This window comes from Curtobacterium sp. MCLR17_051, from assembly GCF_003234395.1.
GTDB classification, from domain to species: Bacteria; Actinomycetota; Actinomycetes; order Actinomycetales; family Microbacteriaceae; genus Curtobacterium; species Curtobacterium flaccumfaciens.
The window spans coordinates 377,516-393,945 of the sequence record NZ_QKTA01000001.1 but is presented as its reverse complement, the minus strand read 5'-3'; the positions used below and the strand labels follow the sequence as shown (position 1 = coordinate 393,945).

The following is a 16,430-nucleotide window of genomic DNA, read 5'->3' as shown; positions in this document are numbered from 1 at the left end:
GTCGCCGGGCCTCGGAGCGCATGTGCTGCTGCTCGGGCGGGCTGGACTCGCTCTGGTGACGACGTTAGCTGTCCCCCAAAGTGCCGACAAGCGAGAACGAGCGTTCACCCGGACCCCAGAACAGGGGTCATTTTTGTCCCCGCTAGGGAGGACATGGTTTGTACCCCGGTTTCTGGGAGTGCACTCCGCGTGAGCAGAGCGATCATGGAAGGAATGCCGGTACGCACGGCGTCGTTGCACCGTCCGGAAACGAGGAGGGCCCATGGACATCGTGCGCTGGTTGTTCGACGCGCAGATCGTCATCGGCGACCAGACGGTGCTCTGGCGCGAGGTGATCGGCAACGTCTTCGGGTTGCTCAGTGCCCTCGGTGGCATGCGCCGGAAGGTCTGGGCCTGGCCGGTCGGACTCGTTGGCAACGCCCTGCTCTTCACCGTCTTCATGGGTGCGCTCTTCGACACCCCGAACCCCGTCAACCTGCTCGGGCAGGCCGGCCGCCAGGTCATGTTCATCATCGTGAGCATCTACGGCTGGTACCGGTGGACGCACCGCCCCGAGGACGCGACGACCGTGATCGACCCGCGCTGGGCCTCCTGGCAGACCCGTCTGCTGCTCGTCGTCGGCATGGTCGGCGGCACCGCCCTGCTGACCCCCGTCTTCCGCGCGCTCGGGTCGTACGAGCCGGTGTGGAGCGACGCGTGGATCTTCGTCGGATCGCTGCTCGCCACCTACGGCATGGCGAAGGGGTGGGTCGAGTTCTGGCTCATCTGGGTGGCGGTCGACCTGGTCGGCGTGCCGCTGCTGTTCTCCGCCGGGTACTACGCCTCCGGGTTGATGTACGTCTTCTACGGCGTCTTCACCCTGACCGGGTTCTTCGTGTGGATGCGCCAGCGGGTCCGCCCGCCGGCGGCGCCCGTCACCGTCGGCTGACCGCCGTGATCACGACGCGCTGACGCGGCCGGGAGCACGGCCCCCGCTCTGGGACGAGACAAACGGCCCGGAATGCGCTGCAATGGTCGGATGGAACCCCTGCACGGCGAACGCGTCGAGGACGACGAGTCCCTCGCAGAGCGCACGGTGCGCGCGGCCATCCGTGCCTACCGCCTGCACCCGTTCGACACCGTCGACGCGGCGGTCGTCGCCGAGGTGGCCGGTATCCCGCTCGAGACCGTCGAGCGGCTGTTCCCGACCTGGCACGCCCTGCTCCTGGTCACCTACGACCGGTGGGCGCAGCTGCGGGGGACCCGGCGGAAGAACCCGCCCACGTGCACGATCGAGCACGTCCGCCTGACCCTGGCCGAGGACGTCGCCGACCCCGGGCTCGTCCGGGTGCTCGCGGGGCTGATCACCGTGGCCAGCTCGGAGTCCGGGTTCGCCGAACTGTTCCGCAAGCGGTTCGAGGAGTACGCCGAGCAGCTGACCGTCGGGCTGCAGCGCGACTTCGACAAGGGCTCGGAAGAGGCCGGCATCCCCGCGTACCAGGCTGCGACCCAGCTGCTCGCCGTGTACGAGGGGCTGCAGATCCAGATGCTGGTCCGCCCGTACATCGATGTCCTGGTGGAGTTCGACCGCGCGGCGAACACCCTGCGCCAGGGCTGGAAGCGGCATGCCGTCCCGTCGTGGGACCTCGACGAGGCACCCGTCCGCGTCTGAGCGCAGCGGCAATCTCTCCGGTTTGGAAAGTACTTGCCAAACTGGCAAGTACTTGCAACACTGGTGTCAACGAGAGGGGACACCATGGAGGACACCACCGCACGACCCGGACCCGCCGAGGCGGCCCGACTGCTCGACCAGGCGGACCGGATCGGCCGACGTGCGCACGACGCCGTCCGCTGGCCGTACGTCACGTTCATCACCGCGCTCGGCGTCGCGACGTCGCTCGGCACGCTCGGCATGGGGCTCACGACCGGGGACGCGTTCGCCGCCGTCTACGTCGGCACCCTCGTGGCCCTGTTCGCCCTGGTGGTGTTCTTCATGGTGAGCATCCGCGGCCGCTCGGCCTTCGCCCGGAGCCGCCGCTGGACCGTCTACATCGCCAGCTGGGCGGTCACCTACCTGGCGGCGATCGCCGTGGTCGGGTGGGTGCACGGCTCGGTGCTCTGGTCGGGCACCACCTCGGGGCTCGTGCTGCTGGTCGCCCTGGTGTGTGCGGCGCGCGAGGCCCGCTCGTGAGCACCACCGACCGGGTGCATCCCCGGCACGAGCTCGACGACCTGCTGCAGCACCCGGTGCGCTTCTCGGTGATCGCCGCCCTGACCCGTGCCGGCACCCTGGGGTTCCGCGAGGTGCGGGACGCGGTCGAGGTCAGCGACTCGGTGCTGAGCAAGCAGGTCTCCGCGCTCGAGGCGGCCGGCTACGTGTCGGTGGGGAAGGGGTTCGTGGGCAAGACACCCCGCACGTCGATCACCCTGACGGCGTCGGGTCGGGCCGTCTGGGCCGCCCACCTGGACGCGCTCCGCCGCATCGCCGCCGGTTGATCGGCGGGGATCAGCCCCGCCGCCCCCGCCGCCACGACAGCACCTGCCGCACCGTCACCTTCGACCCGTACTGCGCGACCGAGTGCCGGAACAGGTACTCCGCGAACCACAGCAGCAGCCCGGCGACGACGAACACCTCGACGATGCAGACCACCGACTCCGTCACGGTCAGGGCCCCGACGGCGTTCCGCACCATCGCGGTGATCGGCGTGAAGGTCGGGAAGTACGTGAAGAACTGCGCGACGGGCGACGTCGGCGTCGTCATCACGAAGAACGCCGCGTACAGGGGGATGATCAGCGCGAAGATCGCTGCCGACTGCAGGGCCGAGGCGTCCTTGATCGACGGGACGGCGGCCCCGACGGCGACGAACAGCCCGGACGCCAGCAGCACCCCGCCGACGAGCAGCAGCGCCCCGGTCACCATCCGCCACGGGTCGACGGTCAGCCCACCGAGCTGCGACGACACCAGCGGCAGGGCGACGAGCAGCCCGACCAGGCCGGGCACGACGAACACGCTGACCTGCACGAAGCCGACGAGCAGCATCGCGATGACCTTGCCGCGGATCAGGTCGCCCGCGGTCACCGTGGTCAGGATCATCTCGGAGATCCGGTTCTCCTTCTCCTCGACCACGACGGTGACCATCCGGGCGGCGAGCAGGATGACGAGCCCGAAGAACGCTGCGACGAACAGGAACGGCGGCACGACGGACAGCCAGCCCGGTGCGACCCGGCCGTCCGCGTAGGTGGTGACGTCGGTGGCGGGCGGACTGCGGAGCAGCTGCACGGTCTCGGGGTCGTCGACGGACGCGGCGACGCTCTGCTCGAGCACCCGCTCGGCCAGCGACGAGTACACCCCGTTCGCGAAGAGCCCGCGGTCGGCGGCGTCGACCCGGATGGCCGTCGTGGACGGCGACGACGGGAACGCGATGAAGGCGTCGAGGTCACCGGACCGGACGGCGGCGCGGTCGGTGGCGGCGTCGGTGGAGGGGGTCCCGCCCCACTTCGCGGCCACCGACTCCGACACCAGGCCGGACTCGTCGACGTAGTGGAACGGGGTCTTGGTGGCCGACGACCCGGACACCACGGAGTTGGTGCCGGCTGCCTGCCCGATGCCCACGAGCAACGAGACGACCACGATGACGACCGGCAGCGCGAGGGTCCCGATCCAGAACGCGGGCTTCTTGACCGCGCGGACGAACTCGAACCGGACGACCGTGCCGAGGTTGCTCATGCCGCTGCCCCGTCGGTCGACGCCGCAGCCAGGGCGTCGTGCCCGTAGACCTGCACGAAGATCTCGTCGAGCGGGATCCGACGCATCTCGAACGCGGTGACGTGCACCCCGGCCGCGACCAGTTCTGCCAGCACGTCCGCACCGTCCGGAGCGGCGGCCTGGGTCGGGACGAGGTAGGCGACGTGCCCCTCGTGACGGGCGAGCCGGTACAGCGGTGACTTCGGTACGGGGCCGTCGAGCCCCACGCGGGCGACGGCGCCGCCGAAGGCGTCCTGCACGTCGGGCACCGATCCGTACGCGGCGGCCCGGCCGTCCTTGAGCAGCAGGATGCGGTCGCAGAGCCGCTCGACCTCGTCCATGTGGTGCGTCACGAGGACCACGGTCGCCCCGTCGGCCTTCCGTTCGTCGACCAGGTCGAGCAGGAGTCGCCGGTTCACCGGGTCGAGGCCCTTGGTCGGTTCGTCGAGGATGAGCAGCCGGGGCTGGTCCATGATCGTGATGCCGAGCTGCACCTTCTGCTGCTGCCCGCCGGACAGCTTGTCGACGCGCAGCTTCGCGCGGTCGGCGAGTCCCACCCGTGCCAGGTAGTCCATGCTCCACGCGGTCGCCTCGGCACCGCGAAGCCCGCGCAGGCGCCCGAAGTAGGTCATCACGTCGATGACGGACTCCTTGCGGTACAGCCCGCGCTCCTCGGGCAGGTAGCCGATGCCGCCGGTGGCCGGCCGGTAGGGGCGGCCGTCGATCGTCAGCGTGCCCGCCGTCGGCGTGGTGATGCCGAGCAGGGCCCGGATCGTCGTGGTCTTGCCGGAGCCGTTGCTGCCGAGCAGCCCGAACGTCTCGCCGGGGGCGACGTCGAACGACAGCCCGTCGACCACGTTGCGGTCCCCGAACCGCATCACGAAGTCCTGCACGCTGATGCTCGCCCCGCTCATGCGGCGACCCTACCGGGACTTCCTTCCCAGAACGGCCGCGATGGGATGCGAGAACGGGCGTACCTGGTCGGAACTCTCGACCCGGTACGCCCGCTTCCGGCAGGTACGCCCGCTTCCGCCGGGTACGCCCGTCTCGCCCAGGGACGCCCCGACAGGCGGACGGGAGGCGCGGTGCCAGCTGGCACCGCGCCTCCCGTCCGTCGTCCGGTCGCGCCCAGGGCGCGGGTCGCGTCAGGAACGCAACCAGGCCGTCCCCACGCCCGACAGGGCGCCGTCGACCACGGGGGCCGAGGCGAGCAGCAGCTCGCCGGCCGGCAGCGCGAAGGGCTCGTCGCCGAAGACCGTCACGCTCGTCCAGCCGTTCGGCCGGCGGAACGCGAGCACGTCGTCGCGGCCGGTCTCGATCCATTCGAGCTGTTCCTCGGACTGCAGCTGGCCACGCAGGCCGAGCGCCTTCCGGTACAGGTTCAGGGTGGAGTCGGGGTCGGCGTCCTCGGCCTCGACGCTGGAGTCGGCGAACCACGCCGGCTGCGGCAGGTGCGAGCCGTCCGGACCGAAGCCGAACGACGAGCCGGTGCGCGTCCACGGGATCGGCACGCGGCAGCCGTCACGACCGACGTCGACGCCCGGGTTGCGGAAGAACGCCGGGTCCTGGCGGTCGGCGTCCGGGATGTCGCCGACCTCGTGCAGGCCGAGCTCCTCGCCCTGGTACAGGTAGGCAGAGCCGGGCAGGGCGAGCTCGAGCAGCGTCGCGGCCTGTGCGCGACGGAGGCCGAGCGACCGGTCGAGCGCGTCCTGCGAACCACCGGCGAGCAGCCAGGCGCTGCCCTGCTTGTCGGTGCCGCCGGCGCGGGGCGGCAGGGCGTAGCGGGTGGCGTGCCGGACGACGTCGTGGTTCGAGAACACCCACGTGGTCGACGAGCCGGACTGCTCGGCGAGGCCGAGGTTGAACTCGATGATCGTGCGGAACTGGCCGGCGTCGAAGTCGGCCTCGAGCAGGTCGAAGTTGAACGCCTGACCGAGTCCCTCGGCGCTGGCGTAGCGGGCGCGGCGGTGGGCGGGGACCCAGGCCTCGGCGACCGCGGTGCGGGCCGGCGTGTACTCGTTGAAGACCGTCCGCCACTCGGCGTAGATCTCGTGCACGTCGTCACGGTCCCAGAGCGGGTGCGTGCCGTCCTTCGGCATCTCGGCGAGCTCGGCCCAGGTGGGCAGGGTCTCGCCCAGGTCCTTCGCCAGGCCGTGGGCCACGTCGATGCGGAACCCGTCGACGCCGCGGTCGGACCAGAAGCGCAGGGTGTGCAGGAAGTCGTCGCGGACCTCGCGGTTCGCCCAGTTCAGGTCGGGCTGCTCCTTCGCGAAGCTGTGCAGGTACCACTGACCGTCGCCGACGGCGGTCCAGGCCGGGCCACCGAAGATCGAGATCCAGTCGGCGGGGGCGTCCTCGCCGGACGGCCCCGTGCCGTCGCGGAACACGTAGCGGTCGCGGGCGGGGGAGCCCTTGGGCGCTGCGAGCGCCTCGCGGAACCACTCGTGCCGGTCGCTCGTGTGGTTCGGGACGACGTCGACGATCACCCGGATGCCGGCGGCGTGCAGTGCCTCGACCATCCGGTCGAAGTCGTCGAGGGTGCCGAGGCGCGGGTCGACGCCCCGGTAGTCGTCGACGTCGTAGCCGCCGTCGGCCAGGGCGGACGGGTAGAAGGGGCTGAGCCAGACGGCCTCGATGCCGAGCGAGGCCAGGTACGGCACCCGGTCGGTGATGCCGGGCAGGTCGCCGATGCCGTCGCCGTTCGCGTCGGCGAACGAGCGGGGGTAGATCTGGTAGACGCTGGCCTGGCGCCACCAGGTCTCGTCGTGCGAGGTGGCGGCGGGCTGGGTGAGGGTGTCGGTCACGTCGGGCCTTTCGTGGGTCGAGGGGTTCGAGGGGCGTGTGTCGGTCGGGCCCGCACCGGCGATCGCGGTCGGGCCCGCACCGGCGGTGTCGGTCACTTGATGGCCCCCTGGGTCACGCCGGCCATCACCCACCGCTGGGTGACGAGGTAGACGATGATCGCCGGGGCCATCGCCATCAGGTACGAGGCGAACGACACGTTGTAGTTGTTGCTGAACTGCGTCTGGAACATCTGCTGCAGCACCGGCAGGGTCTGCAGCGCCGGGTCGGAGGTGATCAACGACGGCATCACGAAGTCGTTCCAGGACGCGAGGAACGCGAAGATGCCGACGGTGGCGCTCATCGGTGCCAGCAGCGGGAACACGAGTCGCCAGAACACCTGCCCCGTGCTCGCACCGTCGATGCGTGCACTCTCCTCCAGTTCCGCCGGGATCGACCGCAGGAAGGCCGTGAAGAGCAGCACGCTGAAGGACAGCTGGAACATGACGTGCAGGATCGCGACGCCGAGCGGGTTGTCCAGGTGCGCGAGTCCGGTGAGCTTCACCTGCGACAGTGCGAGCACCGGGAACGGCAGGAACATCGCCGCGAGCAGGTAGAAGAACGACCAGCGGAACAGCCGGCGGTCCCAGTTCCGGGCGATCGCGTAGGCCGTGAACGAGGCGAGCAGGATCGTGCCGACGACGGTGATCGCGGCGACGAACACCGAGACCCCGAACGCCCGCGGGAAGTCGGTCAGCTGCCACGCCTGCACGAAGCCGTCGACGCTGAACGGTGCCGGCAGCGAGAACGCGTTGCCGTCGACGGCCTGGCCGGTGGTCTTGAACGCCATCGTGAGCGTGACGTACAGCGGCACGAGCACCGACAGCGCGCACAGCACGAGGACGACGGTGACGGGCCAGTTGGAACGACCGCGGCCGGGCTTGCCCGAGCCGGAGGACCGGTCGGCGTCGACGGAACGGATGCTGCCGGTCGCGGTGGTCCCCGGTCGCAGGGGTGCTTGCAGGGACATCAGAGCGCTGCCTTCCCGCGGGTCGCCCGCAGCTGGATCACGGCGATGACGACCGCGATGACGAAGAAAATCGTGGCGTTCGCCATCTGGTAGGCGTAGTCGCCGCCGTTGAAGCCCTTGAAGATCGACATCGCGACACTGGTGGTCGAGGTGCCGGGGCCGCCGTCGGTCAGGCCGACGATGATGTCGTACGAGTTCAGGAAGTTCTTGAACCCGATGACCAGGTTGATCAGGATGTAGCCCGCCGTCAGCGGTGCGGTGATCGAGACGAGCTGCCGCCAGGCGCTGGCACCGTCGAGGGCTGCCGCCTCGTACACCTCGCCGGGGATCGAGAGGACGCCGGCGATGTAGATGAGGAGCGTCGACGGGATCGCCTGCCAGGCGGTGACGACCACGATCGCCAGCCAGGCCAGGTCGGGGTTCGCCAGGATGCTCTGCTCGAGCGGCCCGAAGCCGATCGCGGTGGCGAAGGCCGGCAGGCTGTTCGCGAACAGGAACGAGAACACGTAGGCGATGACGATGCCCGAGATCACCATCGGCAGCACGAACACCGCACGCAGCGCGATCTTGCCGCGGATCTTCGACGTCAGTGCGATGGCCAGCAGGAACGCGATCGCGTTCACGACGATCACGGTGACGAGCGAGAACCCGAGCGTGAACAGGTACGCCTGCAGGATCGCGGGGTCGGAGAACACCGCGATGTAGTTGGTGAGCCCGGTGAACCGGAACTCGCCGAAGCCGACGGAGTTCGTGAAGCTCAGCACGATGCCCATCACCGCCGGCAGCGTGATGGCGAGCGTGAAGAGCACCAGGGTGGGCAGCAGGAACGCCAGGAAGAGCGGGTCGACGCGGGGCTTGCGTCGTCCGTCCCGTCGTCCGGCCTGGAGGCCCGGTGCGGCTCCGCCACGGCGGCGGCGGTCCGCCGTCGTGATGGATTCGGTGGTCGTGGTTGCCATTCGGACGTCTCCTTACGCGGCCGTGCGGAGCGCGAGACGCGCCCAGTCGGCGTCGAGGGTGCGGAGCTGGCGCTGCGGGTCGCCGCCGAAGGCGATCGACTGCGCGTAGTTCGCGACCGGGATCTCGGCGGGGATGAGCTGCGAGGCGCCGAGGTAGAAGGCTGCGTCGTCGTAGTACGACTGCATGCCGCGGAGGGCGGGGTTCGACGCCGGGGGAGCGTCCTTGCGGACCCCGAAGCCGTTGTTGTCCGCGTTGTACTTGTCGTTGACCTGCTTGGTCATCAGGAACGACAGGAACTCGCGGGCAGCCTCCTGCTTGCGCGACGCCTCCGGGATCCAGAGCGCCAGGTCGACGTTCACGCGGACCTTGCGGTCGGCCGGGTCGTCGGTGACGGGGAGCGGGAAGGTGCCGAGGTCCATGTCCTTCGTGGTCTTGGCGATCTCGCCGAGGGCCCACGGCCCCTGCAGGTACATGCCCGCCTTGCCCTGGGCGAAGGCGAGGTTGCCGTCGCCGTACCCGCGGCTCGCGGCGCCGTCCTGGTGCCAGGCGCGGAGCTGCACCATGCGCTCCATCGGCTTCCGCAGGTCGCGCTCGAACGAGACCGCGGACCCCTTGCCGACGTTCGTGCCCTCGCGCCGGAGTGCCTCGAAGGTCGCCGGGGTGTCGATCATGCCGCCGATCGAGTAGTCGAACATGCCCTGGGCGATCGTCCAGTTGTCCTTGAACGTGCCGTAGATCGGCGCGATGCCGGCCTTGGTGAGGCGCTCGCACACGTCGGCGAACTCGCTCCACGTCGTCGGGACCTCGAGCCCCTGCTGCGCGAAGAGCGCCTTGTTGTAGATCACCGACGCCGCCGTCACCGAGTACGGCAGGGCGCTCTTCCGGCCGGGGTAGTCGGCGGTCTGCTCCATGAGCGGCCACAGGTCGGGGTTGATGGTGTCGGCCTGCGGCAGGTCGGACAGGTCGGTCAGTGCGCCGTGCTCGACGAACGGCACGACCGAGAAGTTGTAGTTCCAGCAGCCGAGGTCCGGCGGCCGGTTCCGCACGAAGTTCGCGGACATGCTCGAGGTCGAGTCGCGCACGACCCGGACCTTCGACTGGCTCTGGTGGAACTGCGCGATGACGTCGTCGAAGTAGCCGATGACCTCGGGCTTCGACACGTAGAACGTGATGGTCTCCGGCTTGGCGCTCGAGGACCCGATCGGGGCGCATCCGGCGAGCGCGAGGCCCGCTCCGATGCCGCCCGCTCCCAGCAGGAACCCGCGTCGGCTGACCGATGCTGCGCTCCTGGCGGTGGCGTGTGCTTGCACGTCGTCTCCGTCCGTCCGGACCCGGCGTCCCTGCCGTTCCGTCCCGCGAGCGGCTCCGATGCTGCCCGCGGAACTAAATGTAGCGAGAAAATCTAATTCCGCAAGGAACTCGTCGCGCGATAGGGTCACGACATGCCGCCACCCCGTGGAACGAGCGCAGAGACGCTGCTCGCGTACGCCTTCGACTCGTCGGCGTTCACCGCGACCGAGGCGATCGACGCCACCGGCCTGACCCGGTCGACCGTGCTCGGGGCGGCCGAGGAGCTCGTGCGGCTCGGCTGGCTCCGCGAGCTCGACGACGCCCGCGCCGCGGGGGAGTACCGGATGGGGCGCCCCGCCCGCCGCTACGAGCTCGACACGGTCGCCGGGGTCGTCGTCGGTGTGGACGCCGGCCAGCACCGGGTCACGGCCTTCGTCGCCGACCTGCGCGGCACGGTGCTCGGTCGTGCCGAGGGGTCGCTGGGTGCATCGGGCCTCGACGTGCCCGTGCGACTCGGGGTCCTCGCCGACACCGTGGCCGCCGCCCTCGCCTCGGCCGACGTCGACCGCACCCGGGTCCTGGTCACCGTCGTGGGCATCCCGGCGCCGGTCGACGCCGCCGGGGCCTCGCCCGACGACGGCGGCTTCTGGGTCCGGATGAACCCGGGATTCGCCGACGCCGTGCCGGACGGGCGGGTGCTCGTCGAGAACGACGCGAACCTCGCCGCGCTCGCCGAGCGGCCGTCCTCGGGTGACGCCTCGTTCGCGGCGCTGCTGTCCGGCGAACGCTTCGGCGCGGGCCTCGTCGTCGACGGGGTCCTGCTGCGCGGTGCCCACGGCGGTGCCGGGGAGATGCGGGTGCTCGAACTCGTCGAGGGTGTCGGCTCCTCCGACGGCATCGGCGCGGTCGCCCGCACCTTCGTGGCCGACGCCGTCGCCGCCGGGCGCATCCCCGCGGACTCCGCGCTCGCCGCCGACGCCGCCCTGGTGTTCGCGGCCGCGCGGAGCGGTGATCCGGTCGCGCGCACCATCGTCGACCGCCTGGGTGACCGCCTGGCCCGGGTCTGCATCCTGCTCGCGAGCCTGCTCGACATCGACCGCGTCGTGGTCGCCGGCGCGATCGCCCAGCCCGCGGTCGCCGTGATCGACCGCGCGCGCGAGCTGCTCGCGAAAGGGCACTTCGACCCGGTGCCGGAACTCGTCGCGTCGTCGCTCGGGGCCGACGTCGTCGTCATCGGGGCCGTGGCCCACGCGGTCGACGCGGTGCGGGCCGACCCGCTGTCGTTCCCGGTGCTCAGTCGGGCAGCGGCACCTCGAGGCTCCGGTCCCACGGTTCCGTCCAGCCGAGTCGGTCGAACAGTGCATCCAGCAGCATCGCGGTGAAGCCCCACACCAGGTGCTCGTCCCCGTCGGCCTCGATGGTGAACGCCGGTCCGCGCCACTCCTGACCACTGCGGCGGATCACGGTCACGCCGCGGTTCGCCGGGTCGAGCAGGTCGGCCACGGGGACCCGGAACACCGCCGCCGACTCGTGCTCGTCGACGACGCGGATCGGTGAGGGGTCGCGCCACCAGCCGATGACGGGCCGGACCAGGTGGTTCGAGAACGCCAGCGGCACGGCTGGCAGGGTGCCGAGCACCTCGACGCCGGCGGGGTCGAGCCCCGTCTCCTCCTGTGCCTCGCGGAGTGCGGCGGCGACGGCGTCCGCGTCACCGGGGTCGATGCGTCCGCCGGGGAACGCGACCTCGCCGGCGTGCGCGCGCAGGGTCGTGGCCCGGGCGAGGAGCAGGACGTCGAGGTCCCGCGGGACGCCGGGCGCTGCCGCCGGTCGGTCGCTCGGGGTGTGGTCGAGCGCGCCGAAGAGCATCAGGACCGCGGCCCGACGTGGTGCAGCCGTGCCGCCGGGTTCGACGAGCGGCCCACCGTCGCCCCAGCCGTCCGCTGCGACCGCCGCGAGTGCAGCCCGTACCGATCCGTCGTGCGTCACCCGTTCACCCTAGGTGCGCGCCACCGAGCGGTCCCGCGGCAGCGTCGCATCGGACGCTTCGCTGGGTGTCGGTCGAGTGCCGCCTGGGAGCCGCACAGGTGGGAACTGTGGGAACCGGAAGCGCCTCGGTGCCCCGTTCGCAGCGGGCCGCCGCCACGATTGCACCGTCCGCCGGGAGGCCCCATGTTCCACGATCTGCTCCGACCCCTGTTCCACGTCGCCGTCGTCGCACCGTCCGTGCTCGTCCCGGTGGACGTCGCCGCGGGGCTCCTCACCGTCGCCGCGCTCCTGCCGGCGTTCGGCCATCGCTCCCGCCATCCGGTCCGGGGCCTGCTCTGGCGGCTCGGCGCCGTGGCCGTCGGCGCCGTGATCGGCCTGGTCGCGGTGTGGTGGTTCGGGGACGTGCAGGACCTGTACGGGGTGTCGTTCACCCCGATCACCCGGATGTGGGTGGCCCTTGCCTTCGGTGGAGTCGGGCTCCTCGTCGTGACGGTCGTCCAGGGCGGCTGGCTCCGCCGCGTGCTCGGCGTGCTCGCGGCGGTGGCGGTGGCCCTGGCCGCCGTCCTCGGCGTCAACGTCGACTTCGGGGCGTACCGCACGATCGAGCAGGCCGTGACGACCGATCCGTACCCGTCGGGTCCGCTGGGACACGAGACGGGGGTGGGTCGCGCCTCCAGTCCGGTGGTCGACCCGGCCACCTGGCGGGCGCCCGCCGACATGCCGCGACGCGGGAAGGTGCTCTCGGTCACCATCCCGTCGACCGTCTCCCACTTCCACGCACGGCCGGCGGTGGTGTACCTGCCGCCGGCTGCCCTGACCGAGCGACCACCGACCCTGCCGGTCCTCATCAGCCTGGCCGGGCAACCCGGGCAGCCGAGCGACATGTTCCAGGCCGGTCGGCTCGGCGCGGTGATGGACGCGTTCGCCGAGGCCCACCACGGACTCGCCCCGATCGTCGTCGCGCCGGATCAACTCGGGGCACCGGACCGGAACCCGATGTGCGTCGACTCGTCCCTCGGCCGTTCCGCGACGTACATCATGACCGACACCACGAACTGGATCCGGCAGCACCTGCGCGTCGGGGCAGCGCCCTCGGCCTGGGGCATCGTCGGGTTCTCGCAGGGAGCCACGTGTGCCATGCAGTTCTCCACCGCACACCCCGGCGTGTTCGGCACGACCTTCGCCATCTCGAGCGAGCTCGCACCCCTGAACGGCTCCGTCCAGCACAGCATCCGGTACGGGTTCGGCGGCTCGGCCTCGCGGTACGCCGAAGCGGCACCGCGGGCGATCATGCGTGCGCACGGTCCCTACCCCGGGCACCTGACGGTGTTCGCCTACGGCAGCGACGACGCCCCCTACGTCGCATCGACCACGGCACTCCGCGCCGCCGCGGACGCCGCCGGCATGCGGACCCGGCTGTTCGTGTCCGAGGGCTCCGCCCATGACTGGAACACCGTCCGCTACGCGCTGCGCGTCGGGATGCCCGGCGTCATCGCGCACCTGGGCCTGCGGTGAGCGCGGTGGTCGCGGCCCTCGCGTGGGCGCATCCGAGACGGCTCGTGCCGGCAGCCCGTCGGTACCCGCTGACGAGCGTCGTCTCGGCCCTGACGATCGTCGCCGGCATCGCCGCCGTGGTGCTCAGGTGCCTCGGCACGAAGGACGGTCGGACGCTCGACACACTCGGCGGGACGATGGGTCCGCTCGGCGTGGTCGCGGTGACGAGCAGCGTCGTCGGGTTCCTCGTCACCTTCGTCGCCGTCGTTGTCTGCACCGCGGCGTCCGAACGGCTGCTCGGCTGGCGGCGCACCCTGCTCGCGATGGTCGTCACGACCGTGGTGGGGACCGGGCTCGGCGCCCTGCTGCAGCTGTTCGACGGCGCCCCGGCGAACCGCGGTTTCCTCGTGCACCTGGGGCACGTCGGACCCTGGACGTGGATCGTCGGCACCATCGTCACCGCGAGCGCGTTCGCCGGCGCCCTGTGGCGACGCCGGATCCGGGTGGTGTCGATCGCCGTCGTCGCGGCACTGCTGCTCTACGCCGGACACGCGTCCGACCTGCACGCTGCGCTCGCCCTGGTCGTCGGCCTGGTGCTCGGCCGCGTGCTGCGACGGTCGCCGGTGCGGAGCGGCTGGACCCGGAGTTCATCACGCGAGACCCGGGTGCTGCTCGTGGCCGCGGTGACCGTGTCGGCCGTCGGACCCGTCCTCGCGCTCGTCACCGGTGCCCAGTTCGGGCTGCTCGCCCCGCTCGCCGTGGTGCTCGACACCGGGCCGACCGGACGGATGCCGCACTGCTCGGTGACCGGGGTGACCGCCAGCTGCGTCCGGGCGCTCGCCGAGGTGCACCCGCACGGCCTGTTCCACTCGCTGCTGGCCGTGATGCCGCTCGTGGTCCTGGCGGTCGGCGCGGTGGGACTCCGGCGCGGGAGCCGGTTCGCACTGTGGCTCGTCGCGACCGTCGACCTCGTCTCCGGCGTCGCGACCGCCGTCTCGTACGGGGTGCTGCCCGAACGCCACCACGCCGTCGTGCAGCGCCTGGCGTCGGACCACCTCGCGGTCTCGCTCTCGATCGCCGCGTCGGTGCTGGTGCCGATCGCGACCGCCGTGGTGCTCGTCCTGCGCCGCGCGGACTTCCCGGTCCGGACCGACCAGCGACGACTGCGGACCTTCGTCCTGACGGTCGCCGGTTCGGCCGTGGTGCTCGCGGTCGTCGTCGTCGGTGTCGCCGTGGCTTCGGGCGACAGCGTGCGCGAGCCCCTCCACCTGGCGCTCGCCGTGCTCGGCCCGATCGCCCCCGTGACCCTGCCGACACACCTGGCGCAGGCCGACCCGGCGCTGCGGTTCGTCGTGGGTGTCTCCGGCCCGCTCCTGTGGCTCGCCGTGGCGATCGCCGCGGTCCGGCCGACCGGGGCCGGACGCTCGGACAGCGACCTCGACGGGCAGGACGCCGCTCGGGTGGCCGCTCGGGCCCTGCTGGTCGCGGGCGGTGGTGACACCTTCGGGTGGATGACCACCTGGCCCGGCAACGAGTACTGGTTCACCGAGGACGGCCGCGCCGGTGTCGCCTACCACCGCACCGGGAGCGTCGCCGTGACGACCGGCGGCCCCTTCGGACACGAGGACGCGCGGCTGGCCGCCCTCGAGGGCTTCGCACGGGCCGCGGACGACCACGGGTGGACGCCCGTCTTCTACGGCATCGACGCCACCCTCGGCGCTGCGCTCGCCCGGCTCGGTTGGACGACCCTTCCCGTGGCCGAGGACGCCGACCTCGACCCGCGCACCTGGACGACGACGGGCAAGCGCAAGCAGGACGTCCGCACGGCCGTCAACAAGGCCGCACGATCCGGCACCACCGCGCTCTGGTCGGACTGGGCCTCGCTGCCCGGCTCGGTCACACGCCAGATCGAGGCGATCTCGGAGGAGTGGGTCGCCGAGCGCGAACTGCCCGAGATGGGGTTCACCCTGGGCGGGATCGACGAGATGCGCGACCCCGCCGTCCGGACGCTCGTCGCCCTGAGCGAGGACGGCACCGTCCTCGCCGTCACCAGCTGGCTGCCGGCGTACCGCGCCGGGCAGGTGGTCGGATGGACGCTCGACGTGATGCGCCGCGCCCCGGACGCCCCGAACGGTGTGATGGAGTTCCTGGTCGCGAGTGCAGTCGACCGGATGCGCGCCGACGGTGCCGAGCGGCTCAGCCTGTCCGCCGCCCCGCTCGCCTCGTCGGCCGAGCCGCAGGGGGCCGGGCGGAGCGGCGTCGAATCGGTCCTCGACGTCGTCGGCGGTGCGCTCGAGCCGGTGTACGGGTTCCGCTCCCTGCTGCGCTTCAAGGCGAAGTTCGGGCCAGACCTGCACCCCCTGGTGATGGCGTACCCGGACCCGGTGGCGCTGCCCACGATCGGCGTCGCGATCGTCCGTACCTACTTGCCAGGGTTGTCGCTGCGCCAGGCGGTCGCGATCGTTCGGGAGCGGCGTCCGGCGCACGGGGTCCGGGCCGAGAAGCCGGGTGAACGAGTGGGCTGACCCGGACGGTTCCCCAGCGCCGTCGGTACGTTCGGAGCATGGGAACCGAACGGGCCGACGGACCGGCCGTGGACGAGCACGATCCGTACGAACGCCGCCCCGGTTACGTCACGAGTGTCGACGGCCGGACCGACCGGATGACCTCGGACATGTTCGTGGGCATCGCGGTCGGGTTCGTCCTGGTGATGGTCTTCGGGTTCTTCCAGCTCGTCGAGTGGATCGCGATCGGAGCGGCCGTGGTCATCGGCGCGGCGGTGTGGTTGGTCCTGCGCAGTCGGCGACGGCGTGCAGATCGCCGCGCTGGTCGGTCGCCGGACGCCGTCCCGCGTGCTCGGGACCGGGCGATCGCCGAAGCGAACGGTGGGCGCCGGTTCTTCGTCGCCCAGAACCCGGTCGTCGTCATCGTGATGGGCGCGATCTTCATCGGTGTCGCGGTCGCGCCGTTGCTGTTCGGCGGGGTCTCCATCGGCCGGATCGTGACCGGGGTCATCGTCGTCGCGAGCGGTGTCGTCTGCATCGTGCAGGGGATCGGCACGCTGCGGGTGCGTCGTCGGGAGCGCAGCGGCGGCTGAACCTGTTCGTGGTGGAGGCCGCTGTCGGTGTCAGGATCCGTCGTTCCGCGACATCTCTCAGTGAGCGACCT

At 71.4% G+C, this 16,430-nt stretch carries 15 protein-coding genes; 8 read left to right on the top strand and 7 right to left on the bottom strand.

Features of this window, described 5'->3' with window-relative positions; all coding sequences use genetic code 11:
• Window positions 1–262 precede the first annotated feature (262 nt).
• The 4 genes from pnuC (at window position 263) to DEJ06_RS01915 (ending at window position 2,475) form a co-directional block, all read left to right on the top strand.
• Entirely contained in the window at window positions 263–928 is a 666-nt protein-coding gene (gene pnuC / locus DEJ06_RS01930) for a nicotinamide riboside transporter PnuC (protein WP_111038222.1), read from the top strand.
• A gap of 90 nt (window positions 929–1,018) precedes the next feature.
• On the top strand, window positions 1,019–1,651 hold the full coding sequence (locus DEJ06_RS01925) for a hypothetical protein (RefSeq protein WP_111022075.1): 633 nt from the start codon (window positions 1,019–1,021) through the stop codon (window positions 1,649–1,651).
• An 84-nt stretch (window positions 1,652–1,735) separates the two neighbouring features.
• The gene (locus DEJ06_RS01920; protein ID WP_111038221.1) at window positions 1,736–2,170 is read left to right on the top strand and encodes a chemotaxis protein CheY; all 435 of its coding nucleotides are present in this window, start codon (window positions 1,736–1,738) and stop codon (window positions 2,168–2,170) included.
• The gene (locus tag DEJ06_RS01915) at window positions 2,167–2,475 is read left to right on the top strand and encodes a transcriptional regulator (protein ID WP_111022077.1); all 309 of its coding nucleotides are present in this window, start codon (window positions 2,167–2,169) and stop codon (window positions 2,473–2,475) included. Before DEJ06_RS01920 ends, DEJ06_RS01915 begins: the two co-directional genes overlap by 4 nt.
• 10 nt (window positions 2,476–2,485) lie before the next feature.
• On the opposite strand, the gene DEJ06_RS01910 is transcribed toward DEJ06_RS01915, so the two are convergent.
• The 6 genes from DEJ06_RS01910 to DEJ06_RS01885 all read right to left on the bottom strand — a co-directional run bounded on the left by DEJ06_RS01910 (window position 2,486) and on the right by DEJ06_RS01885 (window position 9,802).
• Window positions 2,486–3,706 (bottom strand): ABC transporter permease, encoded by a 1,221-nt coding sequence (locus DEJ06_RS01910; protein WP_111038220.1) that lies wholly within the window; start codon window positions 3,704–3,706, stop codon window positions 2,486–2,488.
• Window positions 3,703–4,638, bottom strand: coding sequence for an ABC transporter ATP-binding protein (locus DEJ06_RS01905; RefSeq protein ID WP_071404266.1), 936 nt, complete (start codon window positions 4,636–4,638; stop codon window positions 3,703–3,705). Before DEJ06_RS01905 ends, DEJ06_RS01910 begins: the two co-directional genes overlap by 4 nt.
• A gap of 231 nt (window positions 4,639–4,869) precedes the next feature.
• Window positions 4,870–6,528 carry a glycoside hydrolase family 13 protein gene (locus DEJ06_RS01900; protein WP_111038356.1) on the bottom strand — a complete coding sequence of 553 codons (1,659 nt, stop codon included), beginning with the start codon at window positions 6,526–6,528 and terminating at the stop codon, window positions 4,870–4,872.
• A gap of 92 nt (window positions 6,529–6,620) precedes the next feature.
• The gene (locus DEJ06_RS01895; RefSeq protein WP_111038219.1) at window positions 6,621–7,535 is read right to left on the bottom strand and encodes a carbohydrate ABC transporter permease; all 915 of its coding nucleotides are present in this window, start codon (window positions 7,533–7,535) and stop codon (window positions 6,621–6,623) included.
• On the bottom strand, window positions 7,535–8,491 hold the full coding sequence (locus DEJ06_RS01890; protein ID WP_110865283.1) for a carbohydrate ABC transporter permease: 957 nt from the start codon (window positions 8,489–8,491) through the stop codon (window positions 7,535–7,537). The genes DEJ06_RS01895 and DEJ06_RS01890 overlap by 1 nt, the downstream gene beginning before the upstream one ends.
• A gap of 12 nt (window positions 8,492–8,503) precedes the next feature.
• A complete protein-coding gene (locus DEJ06_RS01885) occupies window positions 8,504–9,802 on the bottom strand; it encodes an ABC transporter substrate-binding protein (RefSeq protein WP_110865282.1) in 1,299 nt (432 codons plus the stop codon).
• 132 nt (window positions 9,803–9,934) lie between these two features.
• On the opposite strand from DEJ06_RS01885, the gene DEJ06_RS01880 reads away from it, so the two are divergent.
• Window positions 9,935–11,164, top strand: coding sequence for an ROK family protein (locus DEJ06_RS01880; protein WP_111038218.1), 1,230 nt, complete (start codon window positions 9,935–9,937; stop codon window positions 11,162–11,164).
• Here DEJ06_RS01880 and DEJ06_RS01875 read toward each other — a convergent pair.
• Window positions 11,076–11,768 (bottom strand): CoA pyrophosphatase, encoded by a 693-nt coding sequence (locus DEJ06_RS01875; protein ID WP_258372406.1) that lies wholly within the window; start codon window positions 11,766–11,768, stop codon window positions 11,076–11,078. The two genes, DEJ06_RS01880 and DEJ06_RS01875, sit on opposite strands and share 89 nt — an antisense overlap.
• A gap of 183 nt (window positions 11,769–11,951) precedes the next feature.
• Here DEJ06_RS01875 and DEJ06_RS01870 point away from each other — a divergent pair, with 183 nt between their 5' ends.
• The 3 genes from DEJ06_RS01870 to DEJ06_RS01860 are packed head-to-tail and all read left to right on the top strand — an operon-like array spanning window position 11,952 to window position 16,359.
• Window positions 11,952–13,283 carry an esterase family protein gene (locus DEJ06_RS01870; protein ID WP_111038217.1) on the top strand — a complete coding sequence of 444 codons (1,332 nt, stop codon included), beginning with the start codon at window positions 11,952–11,954 and terminating at the stop codon, window positions 13,281–13,283.
• Window positions 13,284–13,327: 44 nt separating this feature from the next.
• Complete coding sequence (locus DEJ06_RS01865) at window positions 13,328–15,787, top strand: bifunctional lysylphosphatidylglycerol flippase/synthetase MprF (RefSeq protein WP_111038216.1); 2,460 nt, start codon at window positions 13,328–13,330, stop codon at window positions 15,785–15,787.
• Window positions 15,788–15,825: 38 nt separating this feature from the next.
• A complete protein-coding gene (locus tag DEJ06_RS01860; protein WP_111038215.1) occupies window positions 15,826–16,359 on the top strand; it encodes a hypothetical protein in 534 nt (177 codons plus the stop codon).
• Window positions 16,360–16,430: the final 71 nt, after the last annotated feature.

What these genes read in the sequence shown, in the direction of transcription:
- pnuC (WP_111038222.1), top strand. Translation starts at nt 263, where the DNA reads ATGGACATCGTGCGCTGGTTGTTCGACGCGCAGATCGTCATCGGCGAC.
- DEJ06_RS01925 (WP_111022075.1), top strand. Translation starts at nt 1,019, where the DNA reads ATGGAACCCCTGCACGGCGAACGCGTCGAGGACGACGAGTCCCTCGCA.
- DEJ06_RS01920 (WP_111038221.1), top strand. Translation starts at nt 1,736, where the DNA reads ATGGAGGACACCACCGCACGACCCGGACCCGCCGAGGCGGCCCGACTG.
- DEJ06_RS01905 (WP_071404266.1), bottom strand. Translation starts at nt 4,638, where the DNA reads ATGAGCGGGGCGAGCATCAGCGTGCAGGACTTCGTGATGCGGTTCGGG.
- DEJ06_RS01870 (WP_111038217.1), top strand. Translation starts at nt 11,952, where the DNA reads ATGTTCCACGATCTGCTCCGACCCCTGTTCCACGTCGCCGTCGTCGCA.
- DEJ06_RS01860 (WP_111038215.1), top strand. Translation starts at nt 15,826, where the DNA reads ATGGGAACCGAACGGGCCGACGGACCGGCCGTGGACGAGCACGATCCG.
- DEJ06_RS01890 (WP_110865283.1), bottom strand. Translation starts at nt 8,491, where the DNA reads ATGGCAACCACGACCACCGAATCCATCACGACGGCGGACCGCCGCCGC.
- DEJ06_RS01880 (WP_111038218.1), top strand. Translation starts at nt 9,935, where the DNA reads ATGCCGCCACCCCGTGGAACGAGCGCAGAGACGCTGCTCGCGTACGCC.
- DEJ06_RS01910 (WP_111038220.1), bottom strand. Translation starts at nt 3,706, where the DNA reads ATGAGCAACCTCGGCACGGTCGTCCGGTTCGAGTTCGTCCGCGCGGTC.
- DEJ06_RS01895 (WP_111038219.1), bottom strand. Translation starts at nt 7,535, where the DNA reads ATGTCCCTGCAAGCACCCCTGCGACCGGGGACCACCGCGACCGGCAGC.